At 57.5% G+C, this 24,330-nt stretch carries 19 protein-coding genes; 5 read left to right on the plus strand and 14 right to left on the minus strand.

The window, feature by feature from the left end; all coding sequences use genetic code 11:
• Positions 1–245 precede the first annotated feature (245 nt).
• The 4 genes from G5182_RS02535 to manA form a co-directional block, all read right to left on the minus strand.
• Positions 246–2,768 (minus strand): GH92 family glycosyl hydrolase, encoded by a 2,523-nt coding sequence (locus tag G5182_RS02535; protein WP_421254157.1) that lies wholly within the window; start codon positions 2,766–2,768, stop codon positions 246–248.
• A gap of 62 nt (positions 2,769–2,830) precedes the next feature.
• Positions 2,831–5,233 carry a GH92 family glycosyl hydrolase gene (locus G5182_RS02540; RefSeq protein WP_421254158.1) on the minus strand — a complete coding sequence of 801 codons (2,403 nt, stop codon included), beginning with the start codon at positions 5,231–5,233 and terminating at the stop codon, positions 2,831–2,833.
• A 55-nt stretch (positions 5,234–5,288) separates the two neighbouring features.
• Positions 5,289–7,985 (minus strand): GH92 family glycosyl hydrolase, encoded by a 2,697-nt coding sequence (locus G5182_RS02545; protein ID WP_227342364.1) that lies wholly within the window; start codon positions 7,983–7,985, stop codon positions 5,289–5,291.
• A gap of 639 nt (positions 7,986–8,624) precedes the next feature.
• A complete protein-coding gene (gene manA / locus G5182_RS02550; protein ID WP_216953257.1) occupies positions 8,625–9,815 on the minus strand; it encodes a mannose-6-phosphate isomerase, class I in 1,191 nt (396 codons plus the stop codon).
• Positions 9,816–9,931: 116 nt separating this feature from the next.
• Here manA and G5182_RS02555 point away from each other — a divergent pair, with 116 nt between their 5' ends.
• Positions 9,932–10,807, plus strand: a complete 876-nt coding sequence (locus G5182_RS02555) for an AraC family transcriptional regulator (protein WP_005347181.1) — start codon at positions 9,932–9,934, stop codon at positions 10,805–10,807.
• Between the two features lie 156 nt (positions 10,808–10,963).
• Positions 10,964–12,217, plus strand: coding sequence for an NADP-dependent isocitrate dehydrogenase (gene icd, locus G5182_RS02560; RefSeq protein WP_005347179.1), 1,254 nt, complete (start codon positions 10,964–10,966; stop codon positions 12,215–12,217).
• Positions 12,218–12,289: 72 nt separating this feature from the next.
• On the opposite strand, the gene G5182_RS02565 is transcribed toward icd, so the two are convergent.
• From G5182_RS02565 to G5182_RS02580, 4 genes are all read right to left on the minus strand, one after another.
• Complete coding sequence (locus G5182_RS02565; RefSeq protein WP_005337712.1) at positions 12,290–12,466, minus strand: hypothetical protein; 177 nt, start codon at positions 12,464–12,466, stop codon at positions 12,290–12,292.
• A 497-nt stretch (positions 12,467–12,963) separates the two neighbouring features.
• Positions 12,964–13,140: a hypothetical protein gene (locus tag G5182_RS02570; RefSeq protein WP_005347176.1), complete on the minus strand. Its 177-nt coding sequence runs from the start codon at positions 13,138–13,140 to the stop codon at positions 12,964–12,966.
• A 279-nt stretch (positions 13,141–13,419) separates the two neighbouring features.
• The gene (locus G5182_RS02575; protein ID WP_216953259.1) at positions 13,420–13,869 is read right to left on the minus strand and encodes a C40 family peptidase; all 450 of its coding nucleotides are present in this window, start codon (positions 13,867–13,869) and stop codon (positions 13,420–13,422) included.
• Positions 13,870–14,062: 193 nt separating this feature from the next.
• Positions 14,063–14,971 (minus strand): hydrogen peroxide-inducible genes activator, encoded by a 909-nt coding sequence (locus G5182_RS02580; RefSeq protein WP_216953260.1) that lies wholly within the window; start codon positions 14,969–14,971, stop codon positions 14,063–14,065.
• Positions 14,972–15,117: 146 nt separating this feature from the next.
• Between G5182_RS02580 and G5182_RS02585 the strand changes: the two genes are divergently transcribed.
• Positions 15,118–15,720: a peroxiredoxin C gene (locus G5182_RS02585; protein ID WP_216953261.1), complete on the plus strand. Its 603-nt coding sequence runs from the start codon at positions 15,118–15,120 to the stop codon at positions 15,718–15,720.
• A 181-nt stretch (positions 15,721–15,901) separates the two neighbouring features.
• Here G5182_RS02585 and G5182_RS02590 read toward each other — a convergent pair whose 3' ends face one another.
• The 6 genes from G5182_RS02590 to G5182_RS02615 all read right to left on the minus strand — a co-directional run bounded on the left by G5182_RS02590 (position 15,902) and on the right by G5182_RS02615 (position 22,098).
• The gene (locus tag G5182_RS02590) at positions 15,902–16,867 is read right to left on the minus strand and encodes an alpha-L-glutamate ligase-like protein (RefSeq protein WP_216953262.1); all 966 of its coding nucleotides are present in this window, start codon (positions 16,865–16,867) and stop codon (positions 15,902–15,904) included.
• Between the two features lie 3 nt (positions 16,868–16,870).
• A complete protein-coding gene (locus tag G5182_RS02595) occupies positions 16,871–18,409 on the minus strand; it encodes an inactive transglutaminase family protein (protein WP_227342369.1) in 1,539 nt (512 codons plus the stop codon).
• A gap of 3 nt (positions 18,410–18,412) precedes the next feature.
• A complete protein-coding gene (locus G5182_RS02600; protein WP_227342371.1) occupies positions 18,413–19,201 on the minus strand; it encodes an ATP-dependent zinc protease in 789 nt (262 codons plus the stop codon).
• 52 nt (positions 19,202–19,253) lie between these two features.
• Positions 19,254–20,231: a tRNA 5-methoxyuridine(34)/uridine 5-oxyacetic acid(34) synthase CmoB gene (cmoB, locus tag G5182_RS02605; RefSeq protein ID WP_042056497.1), complete on the minus strand. Its 978-nt coding sequence runs from the start codon at positions 20,229–20,231 to the stop codon at positions 19,254–19,256.
• Complete coding sequence (cmoA, locus tag G5182_RS02610) at positions 20,228–20,974, minus strand: carboxy-S-adenosyl-L-methionine synthase CmoA (protein WP_069529805.1); 747 nt, start codon at positions 20,972–20,974, stop codon at positions 20,228–20,230. The genes cmoB and cmoA overlap by 4 nt, the downstream gene beginning before the upstream one ends.
• Before the next feature lie 275 nt (positions 20,975–21,249).
• Complete coding sequence (locus G5182_RS02615; protein WP_227342372.1) at positions 21,250–22,098, minus strand: DUF72 domain-containing protein; 849 nt, start codon at positions 22,096–22,098, stop codon at positions 21,250–21,252.
• Between the two features lie 162 nt (positions 22,099–22,260).
• Here G5182_RS02615 and G5182_RS02620 point away from each other — a divergent pair, with 162 nt between their 5' ends.
• Together G5182_RS02620 and aspS are read left to right on the plus strand one after the other, a co-directional pair.
• Positions 22,261–22,512, plus strand: a complete 252-nt coding sequence (locus G5182_RS02620) for an FmdB family zinc ribbon protein (RefSeq protein ID WP_005337686.1) — start codon at positions 22,261–22,263, stop codon at positions 22,510–22,512.
• A 32-nt stretch (positions 22,513–22,544) separates the two neighbouring features.
• The gene (gene aspS, locus G5182_RS02625; protein ID WP_157162313.1) at positions 22,545–24,311 is read left to right on the plus strand and encodes an aspartate--tRNA ligase; all 1,767 of its coding nucleotides are present in this window, start codon (positions 22,545–22,547) and stop codon (positions 24,309–24,311) included.
• Positions 24,312–24,330: the final 19 nt, after the last annotated feature.

Here is a 24,330-nt window from a genome sequence, read left to right on the forward strand (position 1 = left end):
CGATCCCTGAGCAATATTGGTGCTCGATGGCATTGATCCCGGCGAGCACTATTATTCCCATGCCATCTGTTTCATCGACAGAGTAAAAAAGTGTCATTCACTAGACTTTTGTGGCAAGGCGCGTTGTTTGTGATCCGGGTATCATGTAATTGCGTGCGGTATATTTTTGAACATTTTTGTTAGTGAACAAAAAAGAGGCCCAAAGGAAGCTTTGGGCCTGAACATATATTGATAGTGCATGATGGTTATTTATTATCTGAGCGGATCGGTTTTTGCGCCGTCATGATAAATTTCAGTTCACCACCGGCACGAATATCGCTGTGATTGAACGTCAGGTTTTCCCCCAATGGTTTGCCATTGATGGTGACCGATTCCACATAGATATTTTGGGTGCCATTGTTTTCGGCGATCACGGTGAATTTTCCGCCATCGATATCCATGATCACCTTGTCAAACAGTGGCCGACCTATGGTGTAGACCGGGAGCCCCGGCGTGACCTGATAGAAGCCCAGCGCACTCATGATGTACCAGGCGGACATTTGCCCCACATCCTCATTGCCAATCAGCCCTGTGGTGGTCGGGTGGAAGAAGCTGCGCACCGCCTGATCCACATACTCCTGGGTTTTCCACGGCTCCTTGGTCCAGTTATAGAGATAGGGAACATGGTGATCCGGTTCGTTCCCCATCACGAACTGCCCGATATAGCCGGTCATATCCCCTTGCGAGGTATCAGCGTTGGAGTTGGCGGTGAAGAGGGCATCCAGATTCTTCCGGAATCCCTCCTCGCCCCCCATCACCTCTTTGAGCCCCTCGATATCGTGGGGAACAAACCAGCTCCACTGCCAGGTATTGCCTTCGGTAAAGTCCTGCCCCCTGTGCTCGGCCCGATAGGGCCAGAAGATGTCATAACGGCTGCTGTCGTTGGTGTCACAGTTTTGTGGTGGTGTAACGGGATTGCCGTTTTTATCGATGGCGCAGGAGGGGTAATTGTTGACCCAGCTGCCATCGTAATTTTTGGGGCGCATAAAGCCGGTCGCGCCATATTTGCCATATTGCGCCGGGTTGTAGTCAAAATAGGCGCGCCAGGTAGTCGCCCGGGCCAGATAGCGGTTCTCGGCGGATTTGTCGCCAGCCAGTCGGGCCAGCTGGGCGATGCACCAGTCATAGTAGGCATTCTCGACACCGTACGAGACGGACTCGTTGACCAGTTCATCGTACTTGTCCTGCGCCATGCCGCCCTCTTCCGGCTTGAGTTTGACGTTGGCGGGGACATAGCCGTGCTGCTCGGCATACTGGCCGTGACGGGTCATCACGGTGAAGCGCTTGTCGCCGTTCCAGGGATCCTGATAGGGCACCCAGCTTTTGGTCAGCGCGAGGTCAAAGTTGGCGGAGACATTGGCCGCCTGCAGCGCCAGCTTTATCTCTTCCTGTGTGAATGCATCCGGGTATTTGACGATGACGTCGGCGATGATGGAGACCGCCGGGTAGCCGACCATCTCGCCGGTATAGTCGGAGTGCAGCTCCCATTTGGGCATGATGCCGCCGGTTTTATATTTGTTGAGCAGATCGTGCACATAGTCGATGGATCGCTCTTTTTCGATGATGGTCTTCAATGGGTGAGCGGCGCGGAAGGTGTCCCACATGGAGTAGACCGAATAGTTGGTAAAGCCCGGCTTGGCCTGATGCACCTTGCCATCCATTCCGCGATATTGACCATCCATATCCTGATAGACGAAGGGGGCGATGTAGGTGCGATAGAGCGAGGTATAAAACATCGTCTTGTCGGCATCGCTGCCACCCTCCAGGGTGAACTTATTGAGCACTTTCGCCCATGCCTGCTTGTTCTCCTGCACCACCTGATCGAAGCGGTAGTCATGTTCATCGGCGCGCAGGTTGGCCATGGCCCCCTCAATGCCGGTGCCCGAGATGGCCATCTTCATGGTGATGGGCCGTTCCCCTTTGGCAAAGTTGAGCTGGGTCACCACATCCCGTACCCGGGGTCTGGTTTCGCCATACCCGATGTAATCGGCCAACCCCACCTCGGTGTCGTTGCTCAATTTGCCATCGACATAGAGGATCTGATCCACAAACGGCTCGGAAAACTCGGCGTAGAAAAAGACCGTCTGCCACTGCCCCCACTCGTTGCTGGTTCTGGCTCCGGCAATTGCGTTGTCGCTCACCCGCTTGAAGTAAATATTGCGGGAGTGGTTGCCATACTGCTCCAGCAGCTCGTGCTGCAGATCAAGCTGGACTTTGCGATCTTCACCCGCCGGATAGCTGTAACGGTGGAAGGCGACCCGCTGGGTGGCAGTGAGTTCGGCCTTGATGCCGGTCTCCACCAGATCCGCTTTGTAATAGCCCACCTCCGACAGTTCGCCAGGCTTGTTGATGGTGACCGGGTCGGTATTGTTGCCGGTGAAGGGCAAGAAGGCGAAATCATTGAGATCCCCCTTGCCTGCCCCCGAGATATGGGTGCTGCTGAAGCCGGAAAGCTTGGCCAGATGGTGGTGATAGTCGGAAGGGGATCCCTTGCCATTCCAGTTGGCCGGATTCCAGTTGTCCGGGCCCGGCTGGATCATCCCTTCCGGCATGACAGGGGCCGGATTGACATTGCCCAGCCCATCGGTGCCGATCAGCGGATCGACATATTGCAGCACCTGCAGGGCATTATCGGGGCGGCCATTGTCAGTAGTCTCATCATTTGTGTTGCAGCCATAGAGGCCAAGCAGGGCTGTCACCATGATGGCCAGCTTGTGGGGTTTGAACATTGTTGTTCCTCAAATTCCGGAGATGAAAAAGCGGCAAGCCGGGTGGCTTGCCGCTTGTAGAGTTACGGGGTCGGTTGCTGGTTGGTCATCACAAAACGCAGCTCACCACCGGGACGGATCTCGCTGTGGGCGAAGGTGTTGTACTGGTTGAGTGGCTTGCCATTGATGGTGACCTCTTTGACATAGAGGTTGTCCGGGCTGTTGTTCTGCGCTACCACGTTGAACTGACCGTCGGGCAGGTTGATGGTGACCTTGTCAAAGATGGGACGACCGATGGTGTAGGTCGGGTCGCCCGGGGAGATTTGATAGAAGCCCATGGTACTCATGATGTACCAGGCCGACATCTGGCCGACGTCTTCATTGCCGATCAGGCCATCCGGGGTGGTTTTGTAGAACTCCTTATAGACCCGGTCGAGGTACTCCTGCGCTTTCCAGGGCTGGGCGGTGCGATTGTAGAGATAGATGACGTGGTGTGAGGGCTCGTTGCCATGAATGTACTGCCCGATGTAACCGGTCATGTCCTGATGTGCTTCGCCCCCGTTGGGGTCGGCGTTGAACAGGTTGTCGAGCTTGTCGTTCAGTCCCTGCTGGCCACCCATGATCTCGGTCAGCTTGTCGAGATCCTGCATGAAGGACCACTGCCACTGCCAGGCATTGCCCTCGGTGTAGTAGAAGGCATCCGACTTGTAGGGATCGAAATCGGCCGCCGCGTATTTCAGGGCGCACGGGTCACCGTTTTTCAGCTCGGTCGGTACGAAGAAGCCTTTGCCATCGGCATTGCCAGCCTGGGGATCCCAATGTTTGAGCGAATTGTAGGATCGTGCCTTGAACTCCTGATAGGTAGTCATGTCGCCCGCGGCTTTCGCCATCTCGGCGATGGTCCAGTCGTAGAAAGAGAACTCCAGCGAGTAGGAGACCGAGTTCCAGTTGGGATAACGGACGCACTGCTCTTTCTCGTGATAGCTGAGCTGACCGGCCATCAGCGAGCTCAGGATGTCGTCATGGATCTGCGGGTAATCGGCAGGCCGGTAGTGGGCCGATTTGACCGAGGCTTCCAGTGCCTCTTGCGCATCGATCAGCCCCTTGGTCACCGCATCGGCAAGGATGGCCGCCGAGGGGTAGCCAATCATGGTGCCGGTTTCCGAGCCGTGGCCTTCCCATTTGGGCAGCAGGCCGAACTCCACGTTGGATTTGCGGATCAGATCCTTGGCGTAGAGAGTCGCCTGTGGCGGGTCCATGATGGTCCACATGGGGTGAACGGCGCGGAAGGTATCCCAGGTCGAGTAGATGGAGTAGTTGGGGGTATCGCCAGGTTGCAGGGTGCGCAGGGTGCCTTGCATATCAAGATACTTGCCATCCACATCGTAGAGCTCGATAGGGGCGATCATCATGTGGTAGAGAGCGGTGTAGAAATTGGTCTTCTCGGTCTCCGTCCCCCCTTCGGTTTTGAGTGTTGCCAGCTTTTCGGCCCACGCGTATTCTGCGTCTGACTTCACCTTGGCAAAATCAAAGGTGGGGGCTTCCGCCTCCAGATTCTTCTGTGCTCCTTGCCAGCTCACCGCCGAGATACCGACCCGGATCTCGAGCGGTTGGTCACCCTGGCCAAAATTGAGGTAGGCGGTCAGGTCATCCCCTTGATAGACGCTGTTGGGGCGCATCTCCCGGGTGGGCATCTTGTCCTGCTCGCCCAGCATGGCCCTGGCCACAGGTTGGTTGAATTTGGCGTAGAAGAAGATGTTCTGGCCCTGATGGTTCTGTCCCTGGAACCAGCCAGTGGAGGTTTTGCGGCCACGCAGGGTGTACTCATCCACCACTTCGATTTTGTTTTTCAGCGATTGGCCGTTGTTGTTCAGCAGGGTATGACCCAGATCGAATTTCACATTCCGATCCGCTCCTTTGGCGAAGGTGTAACGGTGCAAACCGACTCGTTTGGTGGTGGTCAGTTCAACCTCAATCTCCCCCTTGTTCAGTCTGGTTTTGTAATAACCGGCGCTGGCGTGCTCATTGGTTTTGTCAAAGGCGTTTATCTGGGCGTCGGCCATCTCGGCGTAGGGCAGTACCAGAATGTCGCCCAGATCGGTGGCGCCGGTGCCGGAGAGATGGGTATGGGAGAAGCCGTAGAGCGGAACATCGGTTGCGACGATCTCGCCCGTGAGGTAATTGGAAGAGTCCCAGTAGCCGGAGGCTGAGTGCCAGGGGTTGAGTCCGCTCTCGTGATCGGTGTTGGAGCCAATAAAGGTATCCGGCGAGAGCTGCACCATGCCGGCAGGGCGGGTGGCACCGGGGAAAGTGTGGCCTGATGCGGCGGTGCCTATCATGGGGTCAACGTATTTCAGTACCGACAGATCGACAACCGGAGTTACCGGTTTCTCGATAGCGGTAGACTCGCTCTCACTGTTGCAACCGGCGATGCCACCGGTCAGTGCGGCAATCACCGCAAGAGAAAGAAGATTGCACTTGAACATGGTCATTCCATTTTTGAGTGGTGATGGGGGAGGAAGTCCTCCCCCGAACAGGTGATTAACGGGAACCGGCAGGCAGGTCGCCTTCGTGCAGGAAGGTGCCGATACCTTGCGCGGGCGGCAGATCTTCCGGCTGGCTGCCCCAATTCTGGTTGGGGCTATCGCCCATCACGAATTCAAGCTTGCCGCCACTGAGGATTTCCTCATGGGTGAGGTAGCTGCGATTGAACTCGCTGCCATTGAGGCGAGCGGACTGGATGTAGATGTTGTCGCGGCTGACATTCTGGGCCGTGACGGTGAACTGTTTGCCCGCACCCACATCGAGCGAGGCGGTTTCGAACATGGGGGTGCCAATCTCGTAGATGCCGGAGGAGGCATTGACCGGGAAGAAGCCCAGCGCCCGGAACACGAACCAGGCAGAGAGGGTGCCAAAGTCATCGTTGCCACAGATGCCGTCAGGGGTGTTCTTGTAGCAGACGTTGGTGGCTGCCACGATGGCGGCCTGTCCCTTCCAGGGCTGTCCTACGTAGTTGTAGAGGTAGGGCACATGGATATCGGGCTCGTTGCCCTGCACATGCTGTCCCACGTTGCCGGTGTTGAATACCGGGAACTGGTTGTCGCCAGCGTTGCGATCCGGATAGGTACTCCAATACTCGTCCAGCCGTTTGGCAAACAGTTCGCCCCGTTTGGCCTGAGGATTCCGGGTCTGGTCGAACCGGGTCATCAGATCGACCAGGCCATGAATGTCATGTTGAACGCTGAAGGCGTATTGCCAGCCGTTGGACTCGGCGAATGACCAGTTGAACATGTCGGGGCGCCAATCCTTGCCCACTGCCCGGCCGGTTTTCGGGTCTACCCAGCCGGCATCGATGAAGTTGCCATCGTAGTCACGGGCCTTGAACCACCCTTTGTACTGCTTGCCGCCAAAGTCAAACTGCGCCTGCCAGTTCTTGGATCTATCGGCAAACTCCTGATAGCGGGGGTCACTTTCGCCAAATACTGCCTTGATCGATTGGGCGATCGCCCAGTCATTCATGGAGTACTCCAGCGAGTAGGAGGAGGTCCAGGCATCCTTGAAGGGGGAGTGAGATTCCCAGTCATTGCCCGGCGGAGTGTCATGCAACTGGGCAGGCACATAGCCTTGCTGCTCGTACTCCTTGATCCAGGCGACTCCCTGGCTGGTGGCTGCGCGGGCGTCGGTGATCATGGCGGTCACCAGTCGCTCCTTGATCTCCTGACGTTCCGCATCGCTGAAGCCCAGCGCGATCATCCGTCTGTCCAGCGAGCCTTTGGAGAGCACGTCGTGGATCACCGGGGTGGAGTGCATCCCCATCATCATGCCGGTCTCGTTACCCTTGAAGGTCCACTCCGGCAATCTGCCCTTGCGCAGGTTGCCCAGATCGTCCATCCACTCCTCCTCGGCGTAGGAGAGCATGGAGAGCACCACATCGGCGAGGCGATCCGGCTCCAGCAGTGACGAGAGGGGTTGTACTGCGCGGTAGGTGTCCCACAGGGAGAAGGTGTCGTAACGGGTAAAGTCCGCTTTGCCATCCCGGTTGGCATCGGCGGTACGCACCGACTCCTTGAGGGTGTCGATCTGCTCGCCCCACGGCGTGTTGCCATCCGGATAGGCGTTGCGCCCCTGATGGACCTGGCGGTAGCGTCCGTCCAGATCAGAGTGAATGGTCTGGCCCAGATAGGTGTGGTAGAGCGCGGTATAGAAGGTCTGTTTGTACTCCTCATCCCCACTGACCCGGATTTTGCCCAGCTCCTTTTCCCATTTTTGGGTCGCAGCCTGACGGACATCGTCAAACGACATATTGGCCACTTCGGTCATGTTGAGTGAGGCGCCAGCGTTGCCATCCCGGCCGATCTCGACGTTGGAGAGGGCTACCTTGGCCTCGACAGTCAAGCCCGCCGCTGCGGTATCAAATTCCACATAGGCACGCGCGTACTGATATTTGCCACGGGTCTCGTTGCCGATCTCGGTGGTGCCTTCCGGCAGGTCCAGATAGCGGTTTTGGTCTTTGTCAAAGTAGGCGAAGCGGATGTTTTTGATGGGCTGGTCGAACTCCATCACGAAGAACTCTTTCTGGCTGGGGGCCCAGCCGTCAGAGAAGCGATGGCCCTCGATCCGGTTGTGGGTTTTGTCCCATTTCAGATAGGAGTCGGAGGTGTAGTCCCAGTTGACCTTGAAGCCGAGGTTGACCACGATTTCCGATTTTTTATCTTGCGGGAAGGTGTAGCGATGAACCCCCACCCGATCCGAGGCGGTCAGCTCGGCCTTGATCCCGTAATCCTTCAGATTGACCTTGTAGTAGCCCGCCGTTGCCTCTTCATCCTTGTGGCTGTAGCGGGAGGCCTCCAGATTCAGTGAGGCCGACCCCTCGTTCAGCATGAAATTGGAGCGTGAGTTGATCGGCATCACCAGAATATCGTTGAGATCTCCAGCTCCGGCCCCCGAGAGGTGAGTGTGGGAAAACCCGGCGAGGCGGTTGTCGTGGTAGTAATAGCCGGAGATATATTCCCAGCCATTGGCCCCATTATTGGGCGACAGTTGCACCATGCCATGCGGGGTAGTGGCACCAGGATAGGTGTTGCCCAAATTACCTGTGCCGATGAACGGATTGACGTAACGGGAGACGTTCGTCTCTTTATTGTTATCGACAGCGGTATCCGAGTCATTTTGACAACCGGATATACCAACCAGGCCAGCCAGTACGGCACACGCGAGCAGGGAACGTTTCAGTTTCATATTTGTCGCCACAGGTTAATGAAAGTAGGGTATCGAACGTATAAAAACAGATAATGCAGAACGCCGGGCCAGCCAATGAATATCTGCCGGATGAGAGAGCCATCTGCATGTATTACCCCGACTGTCACTGGATATAGAGGGTGACGGGGGGAATATCAGCCAGATAAAATGGATAGTGAAAACGTTCTGGCCATACAGGCGGAAAAATAAATGCGCAGGAAAATAACAGGCACCTATAGCCTGATTTAAAAAATCGCCCCTTACACTTATGAAATAAGTGGCTGAGCTGTGTTACATCTGGAATATATAAATGCTCTTAAATGTTTTTCCTGCTGCCTGTAAATTAACTGTTTCTATTATTTCGTTGATTAATATCCTGGGACAGAGGAAAAAAATGGCATTAACTGGATTTTTATGACGTGTGGGGAAGGGTGTGAGCTGGCTCGCATAACTGCAGGGTGGCGTGACCAGGGAGGCTAAATGATATTAATCATTATAATTCAGCGTGTTATTCTTCGATGTTGAGTTAAATGACCGATTTTGTGAGTCGTACCGGGCTCTACATGGTCAGATGAGCTGAAAAAAAGGGCCCTGCTGGGCCCTTTGAACAGAGAGTGATGAGCCGATGGCCCACCAGGATCAGCGGTTGCTGGCGCGGGCAAAACGCCCTTCAGCCGTCACGCGATAATCGCCGGTGCTGGCGGGTACAAATGCAGATTGCCCTATGGTCAGTGTCAGACGCTCACCATCCTGGCCAATGAGGGTGATGGGCCCATCGATGGCGAACAGGATCTCGGCATTGCCGGTGGTGAGGGCATGTTCGCCTGCGCCATATACGCTGAAGGTGAAATCCGGTACCGGCACGTCGAAGTGCTGTACTGTGCCTTCCATGCGAGGGGTGAGCAGGATCTGGTCGTCCGGTTTGGCGACACAGCGGGTGCATGCCAGCAGCTCCGGCACATCCATGTATTTGGGGGTCAAACCGGCACGCAGCACGTTGTCGGAGTTGGCCATGATCTCGAGGCCAGTGCCGTGGATGTAGGCGTGGGGGGTCTGGGCATCAAGGAACATCGCCTGACCCGGCTCAAGTGTCACCACGTTGAGCAGCAACGGCGAGAAGAGCCCCACATCCCCCGGGTACTGGTTGGCCAGCTTGCTGATGGTGGCGAAAGTCTCTTCATCCTGATGGGCGGCGGCATAGGCCAGCAGGCGAGCCAGCGCCTCGTCCTTGCGATCACCGCTGAGGATCAGCAACTGGTGGAAGAAGTGCCGCAGGCCAGCTTCATCCTGTGACTGGCGAAGCGCCGCGGTCAGGTCGACCAGGGCGGGCAGCGCCATGCGATCGAACAGGGCCAGGATGGCCGGGATGGCGCGAAAGCCGTTCATCGCCTGATAGCGGGTGAGGGCAAAGACCAGCTCCGGCTTGTGGTTCGGATCCTTGTAGTTGCGGTTGCTCGCCTTGATATCGATGCCTGCGGCCTCTTCTCTGGCAAAACCGGCTTCGGCCTGTGCCTTGCTCGGATGTACCTGAATGGAGAGGGCTTGCTCGGCGCAGAGCACCTTGAACAGGAAGGGGAGTGAGCCGAAACGAGCCTGGGTAGCTTCGCCCAGCATGGCGACGGGGTTGGCGTCAATCAGGCTGGAAAGCTTCACGGTCTCGCCTGCCAGGGTCACTTCGGAGCAGCCATTGGGGTGAGCGCCCATCCACAGTTCAGCTTGTGGTTTGCCTTCGGGATTTTTGATGCCAAACAGCGTGGTCAGGGAGTCACGACTGCCCCAGACATAATCCTGGATCGGGTTGCACATTAGAAAAAACGGCGGGTAGCTCATGGATGGCTCCTTGTATCAGAACGATTTTTTGGGAATTTCAGTCTGGCGCGGACTATAGCATGGCAGGGGCAGCGCACCGCAATCGGTTGCTCTCTGCATCTTGATCAGGATCATTCATGAGTATCATCTTTACCCAGCTGTTGGACGGCTTTCTAAGTGAGGGGGGAGGCTTTGAGAAGGTGTTGTTTGCCTCTGACAAAGGGGTGCCTCCCTGCTTCAGTTATCAGGTCAATTTTCCGCGTCTCGAGCTGGTATTCAGTGGCCACTATCTCAACCAGATCTGGTCCCCGGAAGGGGATGTGCAGTCGGTACAGATGGGGCCGCGGGAGGCGATGTACATTCCCCCCAACGGCTGGAACAAGCCGGATTGGGACAATGACTGTTCCGTGCTCAGCCTGTTGTTCGGCAAGCGTCAGATAGGGTTCAGTCTGGTGAGCAAGCACAAGGGAGACACCGGCTTCTTCGATGTGCAGAAGCACAGTATTCAGGCCGGTGCCGGACGGGCGCTCGATCATATCCTGCTCTCCCTCAACACCCTTGCGCAGGAGCCGATAAGGGCACCGATGGACAATCACCTGCTGCAGGCGCTGCTAAGTTATTCACGGCAGTTGCTGGTGGAGTCGGAGAGCGGTCGTCCTCGTGGCTCCGATCTTTTTCACGGCATCTGCATCTACATTCAGGAAAATTTCCACCGCCCCATCAGTCGCGAATGCATCGCTGCCCGCTTCAATCTCTCCCCCAGCCACCTCTCACGCCTGTTCCGCCAGCAGGGGCACATGCGGCTAGCGGACTACATCAGCTGGGTGCGGCTGGAGCGGGCCAAGTTCATGCTGAAAAAGTATCGCTTCCGTCTCGAAGAGGTTGCCAATCGCTGCGGGTTTACCGACGTGAACTACTTCTGCCGGGTGTTCAAACAGAAGACCGGCTTGACCCCTTCCCAGTACCGTTCCCTGAGTCAGCCGCAGGCGGCGGCCAGCGAGCTGGAGGGATAACGGGGCGGGGTCGGCAAGGCGTTGTGACGGTGCACTGGCGGGTGGCTACCTCTTTGGTCTGACATGCTTTCTTGTCGTTTTATTATGAAAATGAATGGGCTAAGATGGCCGCGCGCAACAAACAAGTTGATAACAAACGGAAGTTAGGAGATGCCGATGGAAAGCAAAGTAGTAATCCCGACCCAGGGTCAGAAAATCACAGTCGATGCCAACGGCAAGCTGCAGGTTCCCAACCATCCGATCATTCCGTTTATTGAAGGGGATGGCATCGGTGTTGACGTAACCCCTGCCATGTTGAATGTGGTGAATGCTGCGGTCGAGAAAGCCTACAAGGGCGAGCGCAAGATCGCCTGGATGGAGATCTACACCGGCGAGAAATCGACTCATGTTTATGGTGAAGGTGCCTGGCTGCCGGCCGAAACCCTGGATTTCATTCGCGAATACTGCGTGGCCATCAAGGGCCCGCTGACCACGCCGGTCGGCGGCGGTATCCGCTCTCTCAACGTGGCCCTGCGTCAGGAGCTGGATCTCTACATCTGCCTGCGCCCGGTACGTTACTACGATGGCACCCCGAGTCCGGTGAAGCGTCCTGATCTGACCGACATGGTGATCTTCCGCGAAAACGCCGAAGACATCTACGCCGGTATCGAGTGGAAGGCTGACAGCGCCGAAGCGAACAAGGTGATCGCCTTCCTGCAAAACGAGATGGGCGTGAAGAAAATTCGCTTCCCCGAGTCCTGTGGTATCGGCATCAAGCCGATGTCCAAAGCCGGTACCGAGCGTCTGGTGCGTGCCGCTATCGAGTATGCCATCGACAACGATCGCGACTCCGTGACCCTGGTGCACAAGGGCAACATCATGAAGTTCACCGAAGGTGCCTTCAAGGATTGGGGTTATGCTCTGGCTCAGAACGAGTACGGCGCCCAGCTGATCGACGGCGGCCCCTGGTGCTCCTTCAAGAACCCGAAAACCGGCAAGACCATCGTCATCAAGGATGTTATCGCCGATGCCTTCTTGCAGCAGATCCTGCTGCGTCCGGCCGAGTATGACGTCATCGCCTGTATGAACCTCAACGGCGACTACATCTCCGACGCGCTGGCCGCTCAGGTAGGCGGTATCGGTATCGCGCCGGGTGCCAACATCGGCGATGGTGTGGCCCTGTTCGAAGCGACCCACGGTACTGCACCTAAGTATGCCGGTCAGGACAAGGTCAACCCGGGCTCGCTGATCCTCTCCGCCGAGATGATGCTGCGCCACATGGGCTGGGTTGAAGCGGCCGATCTCATCATCAAGGGGATGGAAGCGGCGATCCGCAACAAGACCGTCACCTATGACTTCGAGCGTCTGATGGAAGGAGCCACCCTGCGCTCCTGCTCCCAGTTTGCTCAGGACATGATCGACCAGATGTAATCTGCTGCTTGCCAGAAACGCAAAACCGGCGCCATGTGCGCCGGTTTTTTTATCGCGAAAGAGTGCAGGGGCTTATTGCGCCTGCTCTACGTGTTGCTGATAGCGTTGCTGCCATTTGCTGGTTTCTGCTTCATCACCCTGGGCCTTCCAGAAGGCGCAGATGGTGTTGGCAAGTTCCGAAGCCATCGCATGATCTCCGTCACGTCGACTCATCAGATAATCTCCCAGCCAGCTTTGATATTGTTTCATTACCCGATCTCCTTATCTCATGTGCCCTTGAGGGTGCCCACCTTGACGGGAGCCTGTCGGCTCATCTTGGGGGGAACATCATCAGGCATGATGGTGCAAAGTCACGACCCGGGCAGAGAGCCCGATGGGCAATCTGGCGGCGAACGTGACGCGAGATGTCAAAAAATGAGCGCCATTTTAGCACAAACTGACCAACTTGGGGAAATTGTCGCCATGGACTGCGACAGAACAGCCCCATCCCCTTGTTCTCAAAACAGAAAACCCGCCGTGAGGACGCGGTTGGTTTGGATGAAATCCGGGGAAACAGGGTGGGGAACCCTGTTGTGTCCGGTTGCATCGACGAGCTCGACACTTGGTTCTGGATGAGCACTGTCATGGACTCAAGAAATGGTAGAGGGGGCATGCAAAAGGGCGTTATGCGGGAACTGGCTATGCGCGAAGCAATAGGGGGCAGCCTTGCTGCCAACAGATGGCTGGCAGCAAGGTGACGGTCGGGATCAGGTGGTCTTTTCCAGATGGTTCTGGTAAATCTGCTGCCACTTGTCCAGTTCGGTTTCATCTCCCTGTTGTTGCCAGAACTCGCAGATGGAACTCGCCATCTCGCATGCCATGGCGTGGTCGCCGTCACGGCGACTCATCAGGTATTGCCCCAGCCAGTTTTGATACTGTTTCATTGGATGATCTCCTTATCTATTTAACCCTTGATACTGCTGCTGTGAGCCACCCGTCCGGCAGTGCTGTCACAGCCACTTTCGCTGCTTCGCTTATTGTCAATCAGGACAGATAGCGTATGAGAAAAGCGCGAAAGTGCTAAAAATTGGCCACCACCTTATCACAAAATGGTATGAAAGGCAGGTTTTGGGGCCAATTGAGTTTTCAGTGCAGGGGATTATCTCGACCTGGCGACCGGGATTGACGGAGTCCAGCAGTATAACGGGCAGGTGTTTGAACCTTTACTGGGTTACCCGACGGGCTTGCCAATAGCGGCTGTTCCAGTAGACATTGTCGAGTCTCGAACGGATTACACCCTTGCTCGTGGAGGCGTGGATAAACTCGCCGGCACCGGTATAGACCCCCACATGGTACTGCTGCCAGCCGGTTTTGAAGAAGACCAGATCCCCGTGTTGCAGCCGGTAGCGATCCACCGGTTTGCCGATACTGGCCTGGGATTCGGTGGTTCTTGGCAAGTTGACTCCCAGCACCTGATTGTAGGCGAGCTGGGTGAAGGCGGAGCAGTCGAGTCCGGCGCGGTTGGTGCCGCCCATCCGGTAGGGGACGCCACGCCACTGCTGGTAGAAACCGTCAAAGGCACTGCTCTGCTGGCGGGGCGGCGGTGGCTCTGGCGTGCTGGAGCAGGCGGCCAGCAGCAGGGTCAGCAGGGATAGCATCAGCTTGCGGTACATCGGAGAGCTCTCCACAACGGGGTCTACCAATAGATACGTCTGTTAACCGCCACCCCGGACAGAATATGGTGACGGCCGCCAGTGGCGTGACAACTTTTCCATCATAAACAGGGATCTGGCTTGATACCTAGTCCCGAAAGGAGAAAATGCGGCAAGTAAGCGAAAAACGCCAGCCTGCGGCTGGCATTCGGGGTCAGTGGGCGGGATTGATCAGTGGGGTAAGCAATTCGGCCAGCTTATAGAAGGTTTGCACCCGGGTGGTACTGGGACGCCAAACCATGCCGATCTCGCGATAGGATTTTTCCCCCGGCAGGGGAATGGCGACCAGATCCGAATTGGCAAGAATGCCGGCGTCGATGGCCATCTGAGGCAGGAAGGTAGTGCCAAGTCCCGCCTCGACCATCTGCACCAGAGTGTGCAGGCTGGTGGCGGCAAAGGGATTGATCTTGCTCTTGTCCCGCAGACGGCAAGCGCTCACTGCGTGCTCGGTGAGGCAGTGCTCCCGCTCCAGCAGGAAGATGCTCTGGTTTGGCAGCTCCTTGTAGTCGAACGGGGTGTGCAGACCGGCCGCCATGCTGGCGGGCATCACCATGTGGAACGGATCCTGGCCGACGGTCTTGCAGTGAAAACCACCGATCTCGATGGGGAGAGCGAGGATCAGCAAGTCGAGCTGACCTTGTTCCAGCTGCTTGAGCAGATTGCTGGTGGTGTCTTCCCGCAGTAACAATTCGAGGTCAGGATAGGTTTTGCTGCATACTTTCAGCAGTTTGCTGAGCAGGAAGGGGGCGATGGTGGGAATACAGCCCAGACGCACGGTCCCCTGCATCACACCACCCTGGTGTTGACCTAGTTCCATCAGATCTCGCGCATCGGAGAGCAAATTGCGAGCGCGCTCGACGATTTCCATGCCGACCGGGGTCATAATGAAGCTCTTGTGGTCCCGCTCCACCAGTTGCAGGTTCATCATCTCTTCCAGCGTCTGGATCCCGGTACTCAGGGTCGACTGGCTGACATGACAGGCCTTGGCGGCGCGGTTGAAGTTCTTGTGCTCGTCGAGAGCGACCAGATATTGCAGCTGTTTGAGGCTGGGCCAACGTTGCATAGGAAAATCCGATTAATGCTATCTATTTAATTTGATTTAACTAATCTACCACCGGGTCTATAGTTTGTCGCTTGAATTAGACGGACTAGGCTCTTGGTAGCCCAATCCTGACTGGATTGTTCACTTCACTTAAAGAGGAATTGAATATGGTATTGGTAGGCCGTCCCGCACCCGATTTTACCGCCGCAGCCGTTCTGGGTAATGGCGAGATCGTTGATTCGTTCACCCTCTCATCCCACATCAAAGGCAAGGCAGCCGTCCTGTTCTTCTATCCGCTCGACTTCACCTTCGTCTGCCCGTCCGAGCTGATTGCCTTCGATCACCGTCTGGAAGAGTTCAACAAGCGTGGCGTGGAAGTGATCGGTGTTTCCATCGATTCCGAGTTCTCTCACAACGCCTGGCGCAACACCAAGATCGAAGACGGCGGCATCGGCCCAGTCAAGTACCCCTTGGTGGCCGACATCAAGCACGAGATCTGCAAAGCCTATGATGTCGAGCACCCGGAAGCCGGTGTGGCGTTCCGTGGCTCCTTCCTGATCGACAAAAACGGTGTTGTTCGTCACCAGGTAGTCAACGATCTGCCGCTGGGTCGCAACATCGACGAGATGCTGCGCATGGTGGATGCCCTGCAGTTCCACGAAGAGCACGGCGAAGTGTGCCCGGCTCAGTGGGAGAAAGGCAAGAAAGGCATGACCGCCTCCCCGGATGGCGTTGCCAAGTATCTGTCCGAGAACGCCGCTTCCCTGTAATCGGGTCTGCGTGCCGGATAGTGAAAAACCGATGCCCAGGCATCGGTTTTTTTATGGCCGTTGTTTGGCTGTCTGGTTCTGTCCCATTGCTCGGCAGGATTGTCGTTGCCGGCAGCGCGCCGATAAACGGCAGTCATAAAAAAGCGCGCCCTTTGGCGCGCTTTTGACATGGGGGGCGGGACTACTCGTCAAAGATACCGAAGTGTTCTTTGGCAAAGTTGACCCGCTGCGCCACGCTCATCTTGACCTGTCCCAGCTTCTCGATGGTCTTGAGGTTGGGCACCAGGCCACGACCGTTGGCGATTTGAATGGCCAGACCCGGGCGGGCGTTGAGCTCCAGCAGCATGGGGCCGCGGAACTTGTCCAGCACCATGTCGGTACCGATGTAGCCCAGACCAGACATCTCGTAACAGGAGGCGGCCAGGGTGAGCAGGGTATCCCAGTGGGGTACCTTGAGCTCATAGAGGTCGAGGCCGGTATCCGGGTGGTGTCGCAGCGGATTGCCAAACTGCACCGCCCGCAGCGCGCGGCCGGTACGCAGGCACAGACCCACCCCAACGGCGCCCTGGTGCAGGTTCGCCTTGCCATCGGAGGCCGAGGTGGAGAGGCGCATCATCGCCATCACCGGGAAGCCTTTGAAGATGATCACCCGGGCATCGGGCACCCCTTCGAACGAGTAGCCGTCGAATACGTCATCGAAGTTGATAAGGCCTTCGACCAGCGCTACGTCTGGCTTGCCACCAAGCGAATAGAGCCCCGCCAGAATGTTGGAGACATGGCGCTCCAGATCCTGGCCGTTGCAGGCGCTGCCGTTGGGTTTGTAGAAGAGACCATCTTCCTGACGGAGGATCACCAGGATCCCCTTGCCGCCAGAGCCACGGGCCGGCTTGATGCAGAAGCCCGGCCAATCTTTTACCAGCTCGGTGATGCGACCTACATCGTGCTGGGCACGGATGGTGCCGATCAGCTCAGGCACCGTCACGCCTGCATCCAGCGCAATTTGCTTGGTCTGCAGCTTGTCATCCACCAGCGGATAGAGGCTGCGCGGATTGTAGCGGCTGATGTAGGAGTGGTTGCGCTTGTTCATACCGAGGATGCCTGCCTGCGACAGGCTCCACGGAGTAGTGTACTTTTCCCAGAACCACATCTGTTACTTGTCCTTACCCGGGGTGGCGCCAGACTTGATCTCGTCCACCAGCGGCTTGAAGCGCTTCAGCTCACTCAGCTTGTAGCCGGTGTAGTTACCCATCAACAACACGGTCGCCATCAGTACCAGCTGCAGGCCGAGGAAGTTGAACGTGAGGTGACGGATCAGTTCGTTGTCCATGGCCAGATAGGCGATGATGGCCACCAGCAGGGAGCCACCGCCCTGACGGAACACCTCTTTCGGGCCCTCTTCTTCCCACAGGATGGACATCCGCTCGATGGTCCAGGAGAGGATGATCATCGGGAAGAAGGTGATCTTCATACCGTCGGTCAGCCCCAGCTTGAAGGCGAACGCGGAGAAGATACCGATCATCGAGATAACCATGATGATGATTGCCGATATTCGGGCGACCAGCAGCAGGTTAAGCCGAGATAGATAGGAGCGGATGATGAGACCGGTGCCGACGATCAGCAGGAAGCCGATGAGACCGGTGATCAGCTGGGTCTGGATAAAGGCGACGGCGATCAGCACCGGCATAAAGGTACCGGAGGTCTTGATGCCGACAATCACGCGCAAGAACACCACCATCAGCACGCCGATCGGGATCAGCAGCAAGCCCTTGAACAGGGTCTGCTCTTCCAGCGGCAGGCTGTGGATAGAGAAGTTCATCATCTCTGATTTTTCAAACTTCTGGGCCAGCGCCACGCTGACCGGCTGCTCCTGCTCGATCATCGAGAAGCTGACACGGGAGTTGTGACCACCGGTCACATCCAGCAGGGCGCCGGAGTTGTACTCCCACAGCAGCAGGTTGGCCGGACGGCCCTGTTCACCGGTTTGCGGGTTGAACAGCTTGTAGTCGGTCGGGCTGTTGAATACCTGCAGGTAATCCACCAGCTCCTGACGACGGCGGCCATCTTCCAGATTCAGAGCATGCACCACGCGGGTGGGGACGTCAGCATTGTTGAGCAGCTCGGCGATCAGGTTGGCACGGCTCTTGTGCTTTTTCAGCAGCTCGGCGTTCTGCTCCTGCTTCTCGATCTCCTTGATGATCTCGCGAGTCAGGGTGTAGCCGTCGGCAGAGCGCTCCTGGGCCCGCTCGAGGATCTGCTTCATCGCGGTGGCATAAGGCTCACTCTCGATCTGCTTCTCGATGGCAGGCGGCTGCGGATTGGCGGCCGGTTTGGCATGGGCATCTGCCATCATGTCGACGCGGTAGTAGAGCTCCTGACGGCCGGAGGCGGTGCGGATGGACCACTCGGCGCGGGCATCGCCATCTTTCTCGACAAAGGAGAGGCCGTAGCCGGGGCTGGCGGCGTTCTCGTTCATCAGGGTGAAACCGGGCTGGGTGCCCGGAATGGCCAGGGAGGCGATCACCGGCTCACCGGTCGCCTCAAACTCCAGCTTGGCTTCGATGGACCAGATCTGGCGCTTTTCACCGGGCGTCAGCGGCACATCCAACGCGATATGGTGATAGATCGTCATCCCCAGGCCGACAATGTACAGCAGGGCTACCAGCAAATAGAACGGCTTACGGGAAACCATGGATTATTTCACATCCTTGAGCTTGGGTTTGGGTTGGATATATTCGCGGGCCACATCAACCACGGCGATGTCTTTCAAAAATTCGCGACCCAGCAGCACCGGGAAGGTCATGTCGCTGCGGTCCTTCAGGGTAAATTCGGCTTTCTCGGTCATGTCGCCAATCCGTACCGCCAGACGGACCACCGGACGGCGGTCGAGATCGTCGGCAGAGGCCTGACGCACCCGCACATGGCGTACCAGCGGCGCTTCGATCTGGATCTTGTCATCCACATCCTGATGACTCAGGAAGAAGCGCACCCAGTTTTTGCCATTGCGTTCGAAAATGGTGATCTCCTGGGCACTGATGGAGGAGGTGGTCGCACCGGTATCGACCCGCGCCTGGAAGGCGTCGTTGGCGGCATCAACCCAGATCCACTCCGCTTCACCGACCATCAGCTTGCCATCGATGGTGTGGCCCTGATTGGGGGCCGGGCACTTCTCGGTGGGGATGGCCATCGGTTTGGGTGGCTCGGAGGGGAGAGCTGCGAGCTTGTGATCTACTTGCTTGACGGACTCTTTCATATTGGTGACATCTGTGTTGAGCTGAACCAGCAGGTGCTGTTGCTGCACATACTGCTTCTGTTGCTGTTCCATGGATGTTTGCAGGCGCAGCTCGCTCTGGCTCAGCTCGCTACGAAGCTCGGCCAGCGTCAGAGCGGGAACCTGAGGCGTTTTTTCCATATTGACACACCCGCCGAGACTGAGCAGGGAGAGCAGGGTCATTCCTTTTAATTTGCTTTTCATGTCATTCATTTAACTGTGCTTCCTGGAATTGGGTCAGTGTAACTTCCACAAGCGCCACCGGCTAGTCTTTGGCCTTGCGGGCAATCAGTACGGCACGTTTCGGCGCCGGGTGTCCTTCTACCGTGAGTGCCGGATTGTCTGGATCCAGATAGTCACTCAGGGATTCATTAATCATCCAGTCGGTACGACGCTGTTCGTCGGTGCTGGTCATATTCTCGTCTACTATTCGCACGTCGGTGAAGCCGCAGCGCTCGACCCATAGCTTGAGGGCGCGGCTTGAGGGAATAAACCAGACGTTGCGCATCTTGCCGTAACGATCGGTGGGCATCAGCACGTCGTTGACACCGCCGTCAATCACTAGCGTCTCCAGCACCAGCTCGCCATCATCTTTCAATTGATTGCGCAACTGCTCGATGTGCTCGATGGGGGATTTGCGGTGATAGAGCACTCCCATGGAGAAGACGGTGTCAAAGGCACGCAGCTCCGGCAGCTCCTGAATACCGAGCGGCAACAGGTGGGCACGCTGATCATTGCCCGCGAAGTGGCGAATGGCCTCGAACTGGCAGAGGAACAGCGGACTCGGGTCTATGCCGACTGCAAGCCGAGCCCCTTCACCCACCATGCGCCAGAGGTGGTAGCCGCTGCCGCAACCCACATCCAGCACGTAACGTCCTTCGAGCGGGCTGATATGGGGCAGCACCCGATCCCACTTCCAGTCAGAACGCCACTCGGTATCGATGTGGATGCCGTGCACGGTGAACGGCCCCTTGCGCCAGGGCATGAAGTGGCGCAGCAGGCTTTCGACCTTCTTGCGCTCCCCTTCGCCCAGGCTCTCGGCCGAGCCAATCTCGACCCGGCTTTTCAGCTCGACGTTGCCGGGGGAGACCACCGGCAGCTTGTTGAGAGCGCGGTTCCAGCGCGGCAGGTCGCCATGCTGGTTGTCATGTTGCCAGGCGTGCAGCTGGGCGGGCAGGGTATGCAGCCAGTGGCTCAGCCGGTTTTTGGCAATCAGTTGATAGAAATTGGCAAAGTCGATCATGGCTGGGCGTCGCTGGATTTGATGGCAATCATGGAGCCGAAGTTAAAGCACTGGAACCAGAGATCCTGATGGACGAAACCGGCGTCCCGTAGGCGAGCCTGATGCACCGGCAGGCTGTCGGTGCGCATCACGTTCTCAAGGGCGGTGCGTTTCTGGCTGATCTCCAGCTCGCTGTAGCCATTGGCCCGCTTGAAGTCGAGGTGCAGATCGATGAGCAGCTCGTTGACCGGTTCATCTTCAAAGCGGAACTTCTCGCTCAGGATCAGGATCCCGCCCGGGCGCAGACCATCGTGAATGCGCTGGATCAGGGCAGCACGCTTTTCGGGCTCGACAAATTGCAGGGTGAAGTTGAGCACCACCACGGAGGCGTTCTCGATCTCGATGTCGCAGATATCTGCTTCCACCAGCTCCACCGGCACCTCGGATTTGAAACCGGAGAGGTGGGCGCGGGCGCGCTCAATCATCGGGTGGGAGAGATCCACCGCGGTGATGCGGCAGCCGGACTGGCTGACATGGCGACGCATCGCCTGGGTCGCGGCGCCCAGTGAGCAGCCGAGATCATAGAGTCGGCTCTCGGGTTGGGCGTAGCGGGCGGCCATCATGCCGATGGCAGAGATGATGTTGCTGTAACCCGGCACCGAGCGCTGGATCATATCGGGAAACACGTCGACGACCTGTTCGTCAAAACAGAAGTCACCCAATCGGGCGATCGGGGCGGCAAAAATTTGATCTTTGGTATGCATGCTGGCGCAACCTGACAGTCGGGACATCACCCGGCTGTATTGTTCAATTGAGTCGTTGGGTGACACCCATCAGAGTAGATTTATCACCTGTTTACGAACGGGGTGGCTGGTCGTGAAATCCTTTGGACCTGTCCTGTTCGTACGGGCCATGTTCCGGACCCTTACTTGGGGCGGTAGTGTAGAGGATTGATGGCCGTTTGTCTTGACGCCAGGGCTTGCCACGCCACAAAAAAGCACTTTTTTTGCAGCGAAACGATGGCCGCAGAATGGGTTGGCTAAAAGCGCAGCACTCCCTGCCGTGCGCGATCGTTTTCCCCTGGCCAGGGGGCCATCTCCTGCTCCAGCAAGCGGGTGATCTGGCGGGCCAGCTCAGGTGCCTGGGCGTTGTCGGCAGTATGTATATAGAGGTAGAGATCCTTGCCCTCGGAAAGCCACTGGCGCCAGTGGGGGAGCCAGCTGGGCAGGAAGGGGTGATTGGCCGCCGGATCCGGCAGGCCGATAAAGCGCACCATGGGGGCGTTGGCGGTGGCCAGCAGATGTACCGGCAGGCGTGGCTTCTTGCCCTGGGCATCGACAAGGGCTGGCGTGGTTGCTTGCACCGAGAAGAGTGGCCGGCTGTCGAGCATCACCCGGTTGATGCCTTGTTCCATGAGCAGCCGGTTCAATGCTCGCTCGGCCTCCCCCTTGGCGAAGAAGTCAGGGTGACGCACCTCGAGGGCGTAGCGAAACGCCCGTGGCAGCCGCTCGATAAAGGCCGCCAGTCTGGCCAGCCCCTGTGGCCCGAAACGGGCGGGCAACTGCAGGGTGAGCAGCCCCAGCTTGTCGTGCAGCGGGGCGAGCAGGCGAATAAAGTCGGCGACTTGTTTGTCTGCGCTCACCAGATCGCTCTGGTGGCTGATGGTTTGCGGAAATTTGAAGTTGAAACGAAAGTGATCGGGCACCGCATCGGCCCAGCGCTGTACCGTGTCCGGTGTCGGCAGGGCGTAGAAGGTGGTGTTACCCTCCACTGAGTTGAACACGGTGGCGTAGTGGGCGAGGTGTTCGGCAGGCTTGGCGCCAAGGCCCAGTAGCTGGCCGGGCCAGCCGGGGTGGGACCACTGCGGCAGGCCCAAATAGAGGCTCATGATGGCTATTCTCTTCACTCTTGGTGCATTCGTGCCGATTTTTTACCCGCTTTTTGCCATCGAGTGCAAAAAACTGGCGAAAGGAGGCTGCTGGCCATTTTACCCAAAAGGGGGTTTTCCTCTATAATGCCAGCCCTTTTGTTTTTCAATTTCTTGTGACCCATGCCTATCTACGAATATCGTTGCGACGTCTGTGGCCATGAATTGGCAAAACTGCAAAAGCTTTCCGATGCCCCCCTGACCGACTGTCCGGCCTGTAGCAAGCCGAATCTGGTCAAGCTGATATCGGCGGCAGGCTTCCGGCTCAAGGGAACCGGATGGTACGAGACTGATTTCAAACCGGGTAAGAAAAAGAATCTGGCCAGCTGTGAGACAGACGGTGCTTGCCAGTCGTGCCCGGCGGCCCAAGGTTAACCGTCTCTCTACAATTTCGAAGGAAGAAGTCCATGCGCTCTATCTATTGCGGACAGGTCAATGAGGCCCATGCAGGGCAGACCATTACATTGTGCGGTTGGGTTCATCGTCGTCGTGATCTCGGCGGTCTGATCTTTATCGATATGCGCGACCGGGAAGGGATCGTTCAGGTGTTCTTCGATCCGGACAAGCCGGACGCGTTCGCCCTGGCCTCCGAGCTGCGCGGCGAGTTCTGCATCCAGGTGACCGGCGTGGTGCGCACCCGTCCCGAGTCCCAGCGCAACAGCGACATGGCCACTGGCGCCATCGAAGTGTTCGCCCACGAACTCAACATCATCAACCGTGCCGAGCCGCTGCCGCTGGACTTCAATCAGGTCAACAGCGAAGAGATCAGCCTCAAGTATCGTTACCTGGATCTGCGTCGTCCCGAGATGGCCAAGTACCTGAAGACCCGTGCCAAGGCCAGCGCCTTCGTACGCCGCTTCATGGACGAGCACGGCTTCCTCGATATCGAGACCCCGATGCTGACCAAGGCCACCCCGGAAGGTGCCCGTGACTATCTGGTGCCGAGCCGCGTGCACAAGGGCAAGTTCTACGCTCTGCCGCAATCCCCCCAGCTGTTCAAGCAGTTGCTGATGATGTCCGGCTTCGATCGCTACTACCAGATCGTCAAGTGCTTCCGTGACGAAGACCTGCGTGCCGACCGCCAGCCGGAATTCACCCAGATCGACGTGGAGACCTCCTTCATGACCGCGCCGCAGGTGCGTGAAGTGATGGAAGAGATGATCCGTAAACTGTGGCTGCACATCCTGAACGTGGATCTGGGCGACTTCCCGATCATGACCTTTGACGAAGCCATGCGTCGCTACGGCTCCGACAAGCCGGACCTGCGTCTGCCGATGGAGCTGGTCGATGTGGCTGATCTGCTGACTGCTGTCGAGTTCGCCGTGTTCGCGGGCCCCGCCAACGATCCGAAAGGCCGTGTGGCAGCCCTGAAAGTACCGGGTGGTGCCGAGCTCTCTCGCAAGCAGATCGACGAGTACACCAAGTTTGTCGGTATCTACGGTGCCAAGGGCCTGGCCTGGATGAAGGTCAACGAAGCGGCCAATGGCATCGAAGGCGTGCAGTCTCCGGTTGCCAAGTTCCTCTCTGACTCCATCGTGCGCGAGATCCTGGCCCGTACCGGCGCGGCCGACGGCGACATCATCTTCTTCGGTGCCGACTCCAAGAAAGTGGTTTGCGATGCCATGGGCGCCCTGCGTCTGAAAGTGGGCCGTGATCTGGGTCTGCTGGAGAACAGCTGGAAGCCGCTGTGGGTCATCGACTTCCCGATGTTCGAGGAAGATGGCGAAGGCGGTCTGGCTGCCATGCACCACCCCTTCACCGCGCCGAGCAACATGAGCCCGGCCGAGCTGAAAGCCAACCCGGTGGGTGCTTACGCCAACGCCTACGACATGGTGATCAACGGTTACGAAGTGGGTGGCGGTTCTGTCCGTATCCACAACAGCGAGATGCAATCCACCGTGTTCGATATCCTGGGTATCACCCCGGCCGAGCAGCGCCTGAAGTTTGGCTTCCTGCTGGATGCGCTGAAGTACGGCACCCCGCCGCACGCCGGTCTGGCCTTCGGTCTGGACCGTCTCAGCATGCTGCTGACCGGCACCGAAAACATTCGGGACGTCATCGCCTTCCCGAAAACGACCGCGGCCGCCTGTCTGATGACAGACGCCCCCAGCCTTGCCAACGCCGCCCAACTGGGTGAGCTGGCGATTGCAACCACCGTCAAGGGCGACGAGTAAGCCGATACCGGCACCGGAG

This window comes from Aeromonas sp. 600948 (assembly GCF_049174875.1).
In the GTDB taxonomy this organism is placed as follows: Bacteria; Pseudomonadota; Gammaproteobacteria; order Enterobacterales; family Aeromonadaceae; genus Aeromonas; species Aeromonas veronii_A.

Excerpts from the sequence above, each read along its gene's own strand:
- G5182_RS02535 (WP_421254157.1), bottom strand. The coding sequence starts at position 2,768 with ATGTTCAAACCCCACAAGCTGGCCATCATGGTGACAGCCCTGCTTGGC.
- G5182_RS02540 (WP_421254158.1), bottom strand. The coding sequence starts at position 5,233 with ATGTTCAAGTGCAATCTTCTTTCTCTTGCGGTGATTGCCGCACTGACC.
- G5182_RS02545 (WP_227342364.1), bottom strand. The coding sequence starts at position 7,985 with ATGAAACTGAAACGTTCCCTGCTCGCGTGTGCCGTACTGGCTGGCCTG.
- manA (WP_216953257.1), bottom strand. The coding sequence starts at position 9,815 with ATGAGCTACCCGCCGTTTTTTCTAATGTGCAACCCGATCCAGGATTAT.
- G5182_RS02555 (WP_005347181.1), top strand. The coding sequence starts at position 9,932 with ATGAGTATCATCTTTACCCAGCTGTTGGACGGCTTTCTAAGTGAGGGG.
- icd (WP_005347179.1), top strand. The coding sequence starts at position 10,964 with ATGGAAAGCAAAGTAGTAATCCCGACCCAGGGTCAGAAAATCACAGTC.
- G5182_RS02565 (WP_005337712.1), bottom strand. The coding sequence starts at position 12,466 with ATGAAACAATATCAAAGCTGGCTGGGAGATTATCTGATGAGTCGACGT.
- G5182_RS02570 (WP_005347176.1), bottom strand. The coding sequence starts at position 13,140 with ATGAAACAGTATCAAAACTGGCTGGGGCAATACCTGATGAGTCGCCGT.
- G5182_RS02575 (WP_216953259.1), bottom strand. The coding sequence starts at position 13,869 with ATGTACCGCAAGCTGATGCTATCCCTGCTGACCCTGCTGCTGGCCGCC.
- G5182_RS02580 (WP_216953260.1), bottom strand. The coding sequence starts at position 14,971 with ATGCAACGTTGGCCCAGCCTCAAACAGCTGCAATATCTGGTCGCTCTC.
- G5182_RS02585 (WP_216953261.1), top strand. The coding sequence starts at position 15,118 with ATGGTATTGGTAGGCCGTCCCGCACCCGATTTTACCGCCGCAGCCGTT.
- G5182_RS02590 (WP_216953262.1), bottom strand. The coding sequence starts at position 16,867 with ATGTGGTTCTGGGAAAAGTACACTACTCCGTGGAGCCTGTCGCAGGCA.
- G5182_RS02595 (WP_227342369.1), bottom strand. The coding sequence starts at position 18,409 with ATGGTTTCCCGTAAGCCGTTCTATTTGCTGGTAGCCCTGCTGTACATT.
- G5182_RS02600 (WP_227342371.1), bottom strand. The coding sequence starts at position 19,201 with ATGAATGACATGAAAAGCAAATTAAAAGGAATGACCCTGCTCTCCCTG.
- cmoB (WP_042056497.1), bottom strand. The coding sequence starts at position 20,231 with ATGATCGACTTTGCCAATTTCTATCAACTGATTGCCAAAAACCGGCTG.
- cmoA (WP_069529805.1), bottom strand. The coding sequence starts at position 20,974 with ATGCATACCAAAGATCAAATTTTTGCCGCCCCGATCGCCCGATTGGGT.
- G5182_RS02615 (WP_227342372.1), bottom strand. The coding sequence starts at position 22,098 with ATGAGCCTCTATTTGGGCCTGCCGCAGTGGTCCCACCCCGGCTGGCCC.
- G5182_RS02620 (WP_005337686.1), top strand. The coding sequence starts at position 22,261 with ATGCCTATCTACGAATATCGTTGCGACGTCTGTGGCCATGAATTGGCA.
- aspS (WP_157162313.1), top strand. The coding sequence starts at position 22,545 with ATGCGCTCTATCTATTGCGGACAGGTCAATGAGGCCCATGCAGGGCAG.